This window comes from Cellulomonas sp. SG140, from assembly GCF_025770785.1.
Lineage (GTDB): Bacteria > Actinomycetota > Actinomycetes > Actinomycetales > Cellulomonadaceae > Cellulomonas.
On sequence record NZ_JANZLA010000005.1, the window covers coordinates 115856 to 128668 of the forward strand.

8 protein-coding genes are annotated in these 12813 nt (G+C 74.6%); 3 read left to right on the forward strand and 5 right to left on the reverse strand.

Annotated elements, in window-relative coordinates; translation table 11 throughout:
• Positions 1-91: 91 nt before the first annotated feature.
• Positions 92-1069, forward strand: a complete 978-nt coding sequence (locus N0B34_RS10925) for a GGDEF domain-containing protein (RefSeq protein ID WP_263731420.1) — start codon at positions 92-94, stop codon at positions 1067-1069.
• A gap of 44 nt (positions 1070-1113) precedes the next feature.
• Here the strand turns inward: N0B34_RS10925 and N0B34_RS10930 are convergent, their stop codons facing one another.
• Entirely contained in the window at positions 1114-1887 is a 774-nt protein-coding gene (locus tag N0B34_RS10930) for an energy-coupling factor ABC transporter ATP-binding protein (RefSeq protein ID WP_263731421.1), read from the reverse strand.
• Between the two features lie 175 nt (positions 1888-2062).
• Between N0B34_RS10930 and N0B34_RS10935 the strand changes: the two genes are divergently transcribed.
• Complete coding sequence (locus tag N0B34_RS10935; RefSeq protein WP_263731422.1) at positions 2063-3727, forward strand: N,N-dimethylformamidase beta subunit family domain-containing protein; 1665 nt, start codon at positions 2063-2065, stop codon at positions 3725-3727.
• Positions 3728-3742: 15 nt separating this feature from the next.
• Here the strand turns inward: N0B34_RS10935 and N0B34_RS10940 are convergent, their stop codons facing one another.
• The 4 genes from N0B34_RS10940 to N0B34_RS10955 form a co-directional block, all read right to left on the reverse strand.
• Positions 3743-7294, reverse strand: coding sequence for a proline dehydrogenase family protein (locus N0B34_RS10940; RefSeq protein ID WP_263731423.1), 3552 nt, complete (start codon positions 7292-7294; stop codon positions 3743-3745).
• A 60-nt stretch (positions 7295-7354) separates the two neighbouring features.
• Positions 7355-8680 carry a glycosyltransferase gene (locus tag N0B34_RS10945; RefSeq protein ID WP_263731424.1) on the reverse strand — a complete coding sequence of 442 codons (1326 nt, stop codon included), beginning with the start codon at positions 8678-8680 and terminating at the stop codon, positions 7355-7357.
• Positions 8677-10950, reverse strand: coding sequence for a glycoside hydrolase domain-containing protein (locus N0B34_RS10950; protein WP_263731425.1), 2274 nt, complete (start codon positions 10948-10950; stop codon positions 8677-8679). The genes N0B34_RS10945 and N0B34_RS10950 overlap by 4 nt, the downstream gene beginning before the upstream one ends.
• A 206-nt stretch (positions 10951-11156) precedes the next feature.
• A complete protein-coding gene (locus N0B34_RS10955; RefSeq protein ID WP_263731426.1) occupies positions 11157-11615 on the reverse strand; it encodes a tRNA (cytidine(34)-2'-O)-methyltransferase in 459 nt (152 codons plus the stop codon).
• A gap of 112 nt (positions 11616-11727) precedes the next feature.
• Here N0B34_RS10955 and N0B34_RS10960 point away from each other — a divergent pair.
• On the forward strand, positions 11728-12813 hold a 1086-nt coding region (locus N0B34_RS10960), incomplete at its 3' end, for an aldo/keto reductase (protein WP_263731427.1).

Below are 12813 nucleotides of genomic sequence, written 5' to 3' on the forward strand. Positions count from 1 at the left end.
GTCGTCCGGGCGGTGAACGTTGGACGAACACTGCGCGCACCCACCCGTCCGGCCGTATGCCGATCGCCGTGCGGGATGGACCATGCTCCGCGTGCCGAACGACGTGAACCTCCTGGTCCGGGCCGCGCGCGCGACGGGCGCGACCCGGCCGGCCGTGATGCGAGACCTGGTCCGACCCCTGACCGTGACCGACGGGACCACCCCGATGAACGAGCTCGAGGTGCTGTTCCGCTCGCCGCACCTGCCGTGCATCGGCGTGCAGGACCCGGAGGACCCCTCGCGGCTGGGTCTGCTGACCCGCACGCGGTTCGCCGAGGCGATGACCGGGCGGCTCGGGTTCGGGCGGGCGGTGCTGACCCGGCAGCCGGTGGCGCAGGTCGCCGACTGGAACCCGCTGGTGGTGGACGAGCAGACCGCGGTGGTGGAGACGGCGGTCCGGGCGATCGAGCGGCCCGTCGAGTCGCGGTTCGACGAGGTGCTGGTGCGGGCGGACGCGTGGCAGATGGTCGGCACCGGCGACCTGATCGGCGCCCTGGTCGCGGCGCTGACCGGGCGGTCGCTGCACGACCCGCTGACCGGCCTGCCGTCCCGTGAGCTGGTCCGGCACACGATGCGGGACTGGGCGAAGCTGCTGCGCGGCACGCAGCGCCGCATGGTGGTGCTGCTGGTGGACGTCGTCGAGTTCGGCGCGATCAACGCGGCGCACGGCGAGGCCGTCGGCGACCTGGTGCTCCGCGCGATCGCCGAGCGGCTGACGCAGGTGGTGCCGAGCGGATTCCTGGTGGGCCGCACGGGCGGTGACGAGTTCATGGTGCTGGGGCTGCTGCCCGCGGCTGTCGAGCAGCGGGCGCCGGCGCAGCGCGAGGAGCTGCGGGTGCAGGTGGCCGCGGGGCTCGCCGGTTCGCCGGAGGATGGGACGGAGGGGCAGCTGCCGCCGCTGCGCGTGGTCGCGGCGGCGTCGACCCCCGGCTGGGCGGACCTGGACCTGCTGATGCAGGACGCGCAGCGGGCGATGCGGCTGGCCAAGCGCGGTGGTGACGGCCTGGCGCGGTCGGCGGGGGCCGCCTGACGGGTGTCGGGTGGTGGCTGGCGGACGGCGACCGACGGCTGGGCTCAGGACCAGCGCAGGGTCGCCTCGGGCAACGCCTCGACGAACTCGCGGGTGTCCGGGTGCACCGGGTCGGCCAGCACGTCGCGCAGGCTGCCGGTCTGCACCAGCTGCCCCTCGGCCAGCACGTGCACCCGGGTGGTCAGCTGCTCGAGCAGCCGCACGTCGTGCGAGGCGAGCAGCAGCCCGATGCCGGCAGGACCGACCAGGGCGGAGATCCGCTCCGCGATGTGGTGGCGCATGGCGGGGTCGAGCGCCGTGAGCGGCTCGTCGAGCAGCAGCACGTCCGGCCGGGCGGCGAGGGCGCTCGCGATCGCCAGCCGCTGACGCTCACCGCCGGACAGGGTGCCCACCTTGCGGCGGAGCACGTGCGCGGGCAGCTCCACGACGGCCAGGGCACCCTCGGCGTCGCCACCCGTGGACCGGCCGGCGGCGCGCGCCTCGTCGAGCGCGAGGCGGAGCACGCGCTCGGCGGTGTGCTCGGGGTCGGCGTTGGCCAAGCCGTTCTGGTGCACCGTCCGCAGCCGGGCGCGCAGCGCCTTGCGGTCGCGCCGCGCCGGCTTCGCCACGCGGCGGCCGTCGAAGGTCACCGAACCTCGGCTCGGCACCAGCGCGCCCGCGAGGACCTGCACCAGCGTGGACTTGCCGACGCCGGACAGGCCGAGCAGCCCGAGGGCGTCACCAGGGGAGACGTCGACGTCCACCCCGGCCAGCACCGCGGCACCGCCGTAGCCGGCCCACACGTCCCTCGCCTGCAGCAGGCCCGTCCCGTTGCCCATGACCGTCCTTCGTCGCCGTCCGGACCGCCGCGGTCCCGGTGGCGTCCAACGACCGACGCCCCAGGAAGGATCCCACTGCGGCGTGAGGGGCTCGTCACAGGAGGTGCGCACCGGCCCGGCGGCCGTCGGCGCGGGCCGGGAGGCGGGGTGAGCGGCTCCCGGTGACACTGACGTGATGTCGGCCGAGGACGGATCGGGAGCCCGACGCTCGCGGCGGTCCGGCCGCCGGGCGGCGGTGCTGGCGGGCGTGGCCGTCCTCGTCCTCCTCCTCGGCGCAGGGGCCGTGGTGCTCGCGGCGCGCGGTCGACCGGTCCAGGCGGCCGGGTCGTCGTCCCCGGGGCGCGTCCCGGATGCCGGCACCGCCGGCCCGACCGCCGGCCCGACCTCGTCGGTCGCGCCGCTGACCCCGACGGACGACTGGCACGTCGCCTCGCCGCCCGGGACCCACATCGAGGGCTATGCGGACCGCACCAGCGTCCGCACCGACGGCCAGGTGCAGCTGCGCGTGTCGGCCACGGGCAGGTCGTTCGGCGTGACGGTGCTCCGGATGGGGTCGTACGGCTCGTCGGTCGCGGCCCGACTGGCGCAGGCCGGGCCGTTCCGTGTGGTGGCGCAGCCGCCGTCGACCGTCGTGCCCGAGACCCGGACGGTCACCACGTCCTGGACCCCGACCGCCACCCTCACCGCGACGGGGTGGCCGCCGGGCGCGTACCTGCTGCGCCTCGAGGGGGACGACGGTGCTGAGGGCTACGTCCCGCTGACCGTGCGCTCGGACAGCACGGCCGGGAAGGTGGTGCTGGTCCAGGCGGTCACCACCTGGCAGGCCTACAACGACTACGGCGGCCTGAGCCTCTACCACGGCAAGGACGGGATGCCGGCGAGCCGGTCGTTCGCCGTGACGTTCGACCGGCCCTACGCCGAGGCCTCCGGCAGCGGCGACTTCCTCGGCAACGAGCTGCCTCTCGTGACGTTCGCCGAGCACCTCGGGCTTCCCCTCGCCTACGCGACGGACGTCGACCTGCAGGAGGACCCGCACCTGCTCGACGGCGCCCGCGCCGTGGTGTCCCCGGGGCACGACGAGTACTGGTCGACCTCGATGCGGCAGGCGGTGACCCGGGCCCGCGACGCCGGGACCAACGTGGCGTTCCTCGGCGCCAACGCCGTCTACCGGCACATCCGGTTCGGGTCCACGCCCGTGGGACCGGACCGGCTGGAGATCGACTACAAGAGCACCGCGGACCCGATCACCGCGACCGACCCCTCCGAGTCGACGACGCAGTGGCGCTCCGCTCCCGTGCCACGTCCGGAGAGCGACCTGGTCGGCGGCTTCTACCAGTGCAACCCGGTCAAGGCGCCGCTCGTCGTGGCGCACCGGCTGTCGTGGCTCACCGAGGGCCTGCAGCCCGGGCAGACGCTCGGGACGCTCGTCGGGCCGGAGTACGACCGGGTCGACCTCTCGGTGCCCACGCCCCATCCCCTCCAGGTCCTGTTCCACTCGCCCGTCACGTGCAAGCTCATGGGCCGGACCGTCCAGGACGCCGCGGACGTCACCTACTACACGACGACCAGCGGCGCGGGCGTGTTCGACGCGGGCACCAGCAAGTGGGTGTGCGCACTCGACGACACGGCGTGCGAAGCCGGGTGGGGCGACGCGGCGACGTACCAGGTGGTGCGGCAGGTGACCCAGAGGTTGCTGACCGAGGCGGCCAAGGGTCCGTTGGGTCGGACGCACCCGGCGCAGGACACCACGGGCGGTACGCCGGGGCGTGATGACGGGGTCGCCGGCATCCACGGAGGCGGCCCGACGCCGTCGACCCCTGGAGTCGCGCCGACGCCCTGAACGCTGGGAGGCGGCTCAGTCGACCGCGGCCTGCGCCGAACGCTCCAGCGCCCGGTCGGCGAGCGTGTCCGGGGTGCCGAACCGGTGGGCGGTGACGGTGACGGACTGCTCACGCAGGAACGTGAGCAGCTCCACCCGGCCGGACTCGGTGACGGGCTGACCGTAGACCGCCAGCTCGGGTCGCGGTCCGGTGGCGTGCGCGAGCGCGTCGGGGTCGCCGTCCACCAGCCGGATGCGGCCGGACGGCAGGCTGCGGACAGCGGCGAGCCACGTGGTGTCGTCCTCGGCGCGGACGGTCACGCCGAGGTCGTGCAGCACGGCGCCGAGCGGGGCTGGCAGCAGGTGCGACGTGGAGACGGTGACCTCGGCACCGGCCACCAGCCCGGCGCCGACCACGCGCAGCAGGGCGGCGACCGACCCGCGCCGGCCGAGCCGCACCAGCACCGGCACCGGCCGGTAGCGCAGGACGTTGCGCTCCGCGGCCAGGCCGGTGACGTCGTCGGACATCGAGAAGACGTCGCGCCAGGCGAGGGCGTCCGATGCGAGGGCCCGCTCGAGCGGACCGGCGGCGGGCGTCGCGGCACCGGTCGGCGCGACCGACGGGCTGTCGGAGGAGGACGACGAGGTCTGTGCCGGACCGACCGGCCGGAAGTCCGCCTCGTCGTGCGCGAACGGTGCATCGGCCACACCTGCGGCGCGGGCCGCCTCGAGCAGCCGGGTGGCCGCCGGACCCAACGGTGCGCCGTGCCGGGCGGGCGCGGAGGCCCAGTCGACCAGCGGCACCAGGGTGTTCGGACCGCCGGCCTTGGCGCCGGGGCCCACCGCGGACCGCTTCCAGCCGCCGAACGGCTGCCGCCGCACGATCGCCCCGGTGATGCCGCGGTTGACGTAGAGGTTGCCCGCCTCGACACGGGCCAGCCAGTGCGCCACCTCGTCCACGTCCTGGCTGTGCAGGCCCGCGGTCAGCCCGTAGTCGACACCGTTCTGCAGGTCGATCGCCTCGTCGAGCGTCTCGGCCGTCATCACGCCGAGCACCGGCCCGAAGTACTCGGTGCGGTGGAACGCCGATCCCGCCCGTACCCCGGCGCGCACGCCCGGCGTCCACAGGCGGCCGGAGTCGTCCAGGCGGCGCGGCCGCACGGCCCAGCTCTCGCCCGGCGCCAGGCGGGTCAGGCCGTCGAGCAGCTTGCCCTCCGCGGGCTCGATCACCGGCCCCATCTGCGTCGCCGGGTCGGCCGGGAAGCCGACGCGCAGGCTGGTCACCGCGTCGAGCAGCTGGTCGTGGAACCGCCGGGACGTGCCGACCGACCCCACCAGGATCACCAGCGACGCAGCCGAGCACTTCTGGCCCGCGTGCCCGAAGGCGGAGGCGACGACGTCGCGCACAGCCAGGTCGAGGTCGGCGCTCGGGGTCACGACGATCGCGTTCTTCCCGCTCGTCTCCGCCAGCAGGTGCAGCCCGGGCCGGAAGCCGGCGAACAGCCGCGCCGTCTCGAACGAGCCGGTGAGCAGCAGCCGGTCGACGCGCGCGTCGGAGACGAGGGCCTTGCCGAGACCGTCCTCGGCGACGTGCACCAGCGCCAGGACCTCGCGCGGCACACCGGCCGCCCACAGCGCCTCGGCCAGCACCGAACCGCACCGGGCCGCCTGCGGCGCCGGCTTGAGCACCACCGCCGAGCCGGCCGCGAGCGGGGCCAGCACCGAACCGGCGGCGATCGAGACCGGGAAGTTCCACGGCGGCGTCGCCAGGCTGAGCCGGACCGGGTGCGCGACGGCGCCGTCGATCCCTTCGAGCTCCTCCGCGAGCCCCGCGTACCAGCGGGCGAAGTCGACCGCCTCGCTGACCTCGGGGTCGGCCTGGTCGAGGGTCTTGCCGGTCTCGGCCGCCATCACCTCGCACAGGTCGCCACGGCGCCGCTCCAGCTCGTCGGCCGCCCGGCGCAGCACCGTGGCGCGCTCGCGGGCGGACAGGGCGCCCCACTCGGCGCCGGCCGCGGCGGTGGCGGCGAGGACGCGGTCGAGCTCCGCCGGGTCGGTCACCGTGTGCTCGTCGCGCGTCTGCGCGCCCAGCCGTGACGACGGGACGCGGGCGAGCAGCTCGCGTGCCCACTCCTGGTTCGCGGCGAGCGACGGGTCGGTGTCGGGGGCCGAGGCGAAGGGCCGGGCGTCGGACGAGGCCGCGGCGGCACGGCGCCGGTCCCGCGTGCGCCGCGGTGCCGGCACCTCGTCGCGCGTGTCCACCAGCGCCTGGAGCGAGGCGAGGAACCGGTCTCGCTCGCGGGTGAACGCGACCTCGTCGTCGGCCATCGTGAACAGCGACGACATCACGTTCTCCGGGCTGGCGGCCTCCTCGAGCCGCCGCACCAGGTAGGCGATCGCCACGTCGAAGTGCTCAGGGTGCACCACGGGCGTGTACAGCAGCAGCCGCCCCGTCGACCGGCGGACCGCCTCGGCCTGCCCGGTGGCCATGCCGAGCAGCATCTCCGTCTCCACCGCGTCCTGGACCCCACGCCGGCCGGCCAGCAGCCAGGCGAAGGCCAGGTCGAACAGGTTGTGGCCGGCCACGCCGAGGTGCACCTTCGCCGTCCGCTCCGGCGTCAGCGCCCAGTCCAGCACCCGCTTGTACGCGGTGTCCGTCTCCTGCTTGGTGTCCCAGGTGGCCGGCGGCCAGTCGTGCAGCTGCGCGTCGACGTGCTCCATCGACAGGTTCGCGCCCTTGACCAGGCGCACCTTGACCGGCGCACCGCCGCCGGTTCGCCGCGTGGCCGCCCAGTCCTGCAGCCGCTGCATCGCGCCCAGCGCGTCCGGCAGGTACGCCTGCAGCACCACGCCCGCGTGCAGGTCGCGCAGCTCCGGCCGGTCGAGCAGCCGCATGAACACCTCGAGGGTCAGGTCGAGGTCGCGGTACTCCTCCATGTCGAGGGTGACGACGGTGCCCGTCGCCGCGGCGCGTCGGTACAGGGGGAGCAGGTGGGCCACCACCTCGTCGACGGTCGCGTCGAACGCCCAGGGCGCGTGCGGACCGCTGACCGACGACACCTTGATGGACACGTGGTCGACGTCGGTGCGCTCGAGCAGCCTGGCGGTGCCCTCCAGCCGGCGGTCCGCCTCGCGGCGCCCGAGCACGGCCTCGCCCAGGAGGTTGAGGTTGAGGGCGACGCCATCGCGGCGCAGATGGGCGAGGGCGGCACCGAGGTGGGCGTCGGACGCGTCGACGACGAGGTGGCCGACCAGCTCGCGCAGCACCCGGCGGGCCATGGGGACGACGACGCCCGGTGCGACGGGTCCCGCGAGGCCGCCGGTCCGCACGGCCCAGCGCAGCGGCGCCGGCAGGAAGCCCGGCACGTCGCGGGACAGCGTCGCCAGCGCCCGGGCGGCCGCCGCCGGGTCCTCGGGACGCACCACCCGGTCGATGAACCCGACCGCGAACCGCAGCCCGGCGGGATCTCGCAGCAGCCCCGCCAGCAGGGACGCGCCCCGGTCGGGCGGCACGTCGGCAGCCTCGTCGAGCCAGCGGCGCACCAGCGCCTCGACGTCGGGGACCAGGTCGAGCAGCTCGTCGTCCATCCACTCGATCGTGGCCCGGTCGGCACCGCTCCGCGCGACGAACCGCCGCACCCGGCCGACTCAGACCAGCGACGCCCGCGCCGCGTGCACCTCCGCCACCCGCTCGAGGATCGCGTCCAGCACCGGCATGCGGTCGAACTGCCGCGCGTGCGCCAGCGCCTGCTCGGCCATCGACTCCCGCTCCACGTCGGACATGCCCAGCACCGCCCGGTCCAGGGCCGCCGCCAGCGCCGGCGGGTCCGCCGGCGGCACGATCAGCGCCGTGTCACCGACCGCCTCGCCGATCCCGCCGACGTCCGTGGTGATCACCGGCCCGCCGCCGGACAGCATCGACTCGACCAGTGCGATGCCGAACGTCTCGGTGAACTCCGGCATCGACTTGCTCGGCAGGGCGAACGCCCGCGCGCCGGCCATCAGGTGCGCCTTCTCCTCGTCGTCCACGTCGTGCAGGAACCGGATCCGCCCCGCCACCGCGGTCGTCGCCGCGAGCGCGTGCAGCGCCTCGGCCTGCGGTCCGTTGCCGGCCACCACCAGCTCCACCGACCCGGCCGCGCGGCTGGCGGCGTACGCCTCGATCAGGTCGTCCACCCCCTTGGCGTGCGCCAGCCGGGACAGGTAGAGGACGTAGCCGCCGCGGGTCAGCCCCCGCGCGGCGAGCACCGCGTCGGTGAGGTCGTCGTCCCGCGCCAGGTACGCACCGACGTCGATCGCGGGGTAGCTGACCTGCACCCGCTCCTCGCACTGCGCGGCGAACCGGGTGCCGTGCTTGGCGTCGATGGCGCGCGCCTCGCCGACGATCATGTCGCGGGTGTACCGGGACACCGCCAGGCACACGTCGTGGTCCAGGTAGCTGGCCAGCACCTGCGCGGCGGCCCCGAACCGGTCCTCCTCGACGCACGCGCGCACGACGTTGGTCACGTCCGAGCCGACCGCCTCCGCGACGGTCACCACGTCGACCGGCAGGCCGGTTGACCGGGCGATCCGCACGGCATCGGCCACCGCGGTGGCGTGCGGCGACAGGTACAGGGACATCGCCACGGTCGGCACGCCGTCGGTGAACAGCTCCACCAGCCGGCCGGTCAGCCCCGCGAGCCACCGTCCGTCGGGCACCTTGTAGTCGCCCACCGGACCGGGCCGCTCCACGGTGATGCCGTCGCTGTACGGCAGCACCCCGTCGAGGGGCTTGAGCGGCAGGCCGGCACGCTGCAGCACGTCCAGCGGCCAGGTGACGATCCGCACGTCGTCGAACCCGCGCCGCAGGGCCGCCTCGGCGAGGTTGCGCGCCTCGCCGGAGTGGCCGCAGATCACCGGGTCCGCCCGCACGACCAGCACCAGCCGTCGCGTCGGCGCGCGACCGGGGCCCGCACCGTCCGGAACCGTGCTCATGCTGCTCCCCCTGGTCGCACCACCGGCGTCGACAGCGTCGGCGGTCCGGAGCTGGTCGTCAGCGGCACGGGCGAGCGGGACGACGGCGGTCGGCTCGCCAGGTCCGTGCCCCAGCTGTTGGGCTCGACGCCGAGCCGCACCTGCAGGTGCCCGCCGCGGTGCACCTCGTGCCCGCTGAGCCACGACCGGTCCAGCGGCCGTCCGTTGAACGTGATGCCCTGCACGTACTGGGCGGGACCGCCGGGCTCCGGCTCCCGGAACCCCTCCGTCTCGATGGTCAGGGAGCGCCCCCCGACCTCCAGGGCCGCCGCCCGCCACGACGGTGCGTTCACCAGGAACCGGTTCTGCCCGGCCACCGGGAACAGCCCCAGGCTGGCCCACACGTACCAGGACGAGAGGCCGCCGGAGTCGTCGTTGCCGGGCAGCCCGCCGCGGCCGGTGCCGAACTGGTTGGTCACCACGTCGTGCACCACCTGCGCCGTGCGGTCGGGCCGACCGGCCCAGTGGTACGCGTACGGCGCCTCCATGTCCGGCTCGTTGTTCAGCCCCTCGAACCGGTCCAGCCGATAGCCGGCCGCCATCTCCGCCAGCTCGGGCTGCAGCCCGGGCTGCACCACGGGCGGTGCGCCGAACCCGAAGAACCGGTCGAGCAGCCCGACGAAGGCGTCGTCACCGCCGGCCAGCGCGATCCGCCCCGCCATGTCGTGCAGCAGCCGGAACGAGTAGTTCCACTTGCCGCCCTCGTAGTACGTCGAGTCGTGCAGCAGGCCGGTCGCCGGGTCGAAGGCGTTGGCCCACCGGTCGGCCAGCGGGGCGAACTGCTCGACGAGCGCGCGGTCGCCGACGTGGGCCGCGACGTAGGCCGTGCACCAGTACCCGAACGCCAGGTCCAGCGTGTGGCTGACCGGCTGCGCCAGGCCGCGCAGCAGGAACTCCTCGCCGTACGTGCGCCGCAGGTCGTTGTGCATGTGCACCAGCGCCCAGTCCCAGTCGACGCCGGGCAGGCCCAGCTGGCACACGTCGGCCAGGAAGGTGTGCGCGAGCGCCGAGCCCTGCCGGGAGAACTGGTCGGCACCGCGCGCCATCCGGTACCCGATCGGCAGGTTGCCCTCCTCCTCGGCGATCTGGATCAGCGCGTTGGCCAGCTCGACCGCCTTGTGCGGCCGCAGCGCCGTGATCAGCGGCAGCTGCGTGCGGTAGATGTCCCACATCGTCGCGATGTCGAACACGAACGGGCCGTCCATCGGCCAGAACGGGGACTCGTCCATCGCCAGGCACGGCTTGATCAGCGAGTGGTAGACGGCGGTGGACAGCACCGTCTGCCGCACGCGCGACGGGGTGTCCACCTGGACTCCGTCCAGGTGCTCGCGCCAGTCGGCGGCCGTCGCGGCACGTCGCACGGTGAAGCTGCGCGGCCCCGGACCGCAGTCGTGCTCGAGGTTCTCCTTCGCCTGCTCCACCCCGCGCAAGGAGAAGCCGAACCGCACCTCCACCACCTGGCCGGGCTCCGCCCGCCCGGCCCACATCAGCCCGAACGGCCGCAGCGTCGTCGGCCGGATCCGGTCGAAGTCGAGCCGCGTGCCCCCGGGCATCAGCCGGCGGTCGTACCAGAGCATCTGCCGCCAGGCCCCGGGTGCATCGCACTCGACGTGCACGGCCAGCGGCGCGCCCTCGACGACGATCTCGCCCTGCGCCACCCCGGGCGCCAGGGACGCCAGCCGAGCCCGCAGCGGCACCGTGCGGCCGTAGGGGATGATCAGGCCGCCCATCGAGAAGTCGATCACCACGCGCGCGTCGCGGTGCGCCGGGAACGTGTACCGGTGCACCGCGCTCTTGGGCCCGACGGTCAGCTCGCAGTGGATGCCGGACCCGAGCGTCGCGGAGTAGTAGCCGGGCTCCGCCTGCTCGTCGACCACGTCCCACAGCGACCCCAGGTCGTCCAGCGGCTGCAGCATGGGCGTGACGCGGAAGTAGTTGTAGTACTTGCGGATCGCGCCGGTCCCGGACTGCTGGAAGTGCGTGAAGCCGCTGGCCACCTGCCGGTCGTACAGCGGTACCGGCAGTCCCTCGGTGCCCAGGTCGTACCGGCCGTATCCGGTGGGGTAGGCCCCGGAGTACGCGCACGCCGACACCATGCCGAGCGGGTACGTGGCGCCGGGGTGCGTGTTGCCCACCTGCGGCTTGGGCCACCACCACGTGGCGGCCAGGCCCTGCGGCTGCGGGAGCTGGGTGGCCTCCGTGCCGATGAACGGGTCGACGTGCTCGAACACGTGCTCACCCCTCTCGTTGGCCGCATCGTGCCTGATCGGCGGAGGTTACGGCAGGGGGGTGACGGGCAGGTTGCGACGACACGTCCGGACGGCGACGGACGGGTCGGGGGGGAGGGCTCGGGTGGTGCGCCCGGCCGGGCCGGCGTCAGGCCTCGGCAGGCAGCGGGACGACAGCGACGCGGCCCGCCGGTCCAGGCGCAGGCTCCTCAGGCGCCGCCCGGGAAGCCGATCTGCCGCCACGCCTCGTAGGTCGCCACCGCCGCCGCGTTGGACAGGTTCATCGACCGCCGCCCGGGCAGCATCGGGATGCGCACCCGGTCGGTGACGCGCGGATCGGCCTGCACCTCCGGCGGCAGGCCGGTCGGCTCGGCGCCGAACAGCAGCGCGTCGCCGTCCTGCCAGTCCACGTCCGTGTACCAGCGGCTGGCACCGGTGGTGAAGGCGAAAACCCTGGTCAGGCCGGCCAGGGCATGGTCCAGGTCGGGGTGCACCACCACCTGGGCGAGGTCGTGGTAGTCCAGCCCGGCGCGTCGCAACCGCGGCTCGTCCAGCTCGAAACCCAGCGGTTCCACGAGGTGCAGCACGGCACCGGTGCCGGACACCATGCGGATCGCGTTGCCGGTGTTCCCGGCGATGCGGGGCTCGTGGAAGACGACGTGCAGCACGGGCCGATGCTGCCACGGGCCGGTGTCGGTTCCGGTGGCTAGCCTGGTCGCGCACCCCTGCCGCGGCGGCCGCCGACGGCCGTCGGTGCGCCACCCGAGAGGATCGCCGTCGATGCCCACGCCGTACGCCGCCGCCGAGAACCGGTACGACTCGATGACCTACCGGCGCACCGGCCGCAGCGGGCTCGACCTGCCGGCCATCTCGCTGGGCCTGTGGCACAACTTCGGCGACGCCAGCCCGTACGGGCGGCAGCTGGAGGTGCTGCACACCGCGTTCGACCTCGGCATCACGCACCTGGACGCGGCGAACAACTACGGCCCCGGCCCCGGCTCGGCGGAGACGAACCTCGGCCGCGCGCTCGCGGCCGACCTGGCGGCGTACCGCGACGAGCTCGTGATCTCGACGAAGGCCGGCTACCCGATGTGGACGGGGCCGTACCAGGACGGCGGCTCCCGCAAGTACCTGCTGTCGTCGCTGGACGCCTCGCTGCGGCGGCTCGGGCTCGACTACGTCGACGTCTTCTACCACCACCGTCCGGACCCCAGCACGCCGCTGGAGGAGACGATGGGTGCCCTGGCCAGCGCTGTGAACAGCGGAAAGGCGCTCTACGTCGGTGTCTCCAACTACTCGCCGTCGCAGACCCGTGCCGCGCACGCCCTGCTCGCGGACATGGGCGTGCGGCTGCTGATCCACCAGCCCAGCTACTCGATGTTCAACCGGCACGTCGAGAACGTGGCACCGGGGGAGACGGAGTCGCTGCTGGACGTGGTGGGCGACCTCGGCATCGGCACCATCGTGTTCTCGCCGCTCGCGCAGGGCCTGCTCACCGACCGGTACCTGTCGGGCGAGGTGCCCGCCGACTCCCGCGCCGCCACCGGCCGGTTCCTCTCGGCGTCGAACATCACCGACACCTACCTGCAGCGCGCGCGGGTCCTCAACGAGTTCGCGCAGGGCCGCGACCAGACGCTCGCGCAGCTCGCCGTGTCGTGGGTGCTGCGCGACCAGCGGATCACGTCCGCCCTGGTCGGCGCCAGCTCGGCCGAGCAGCTGCGCTCGAACGTCGCCGCGCTGAGCGCCCCGCCGCTGACGGACCAGGAGATCGCCACGCTCGACCAGTGGGGGGGGGGCGCCCCCCCCCCCCCCCGCCCCACCCCCCCCCCCGCCCCCCCGGGGCCCCGCCCGGGCCGTCTTCCCCCC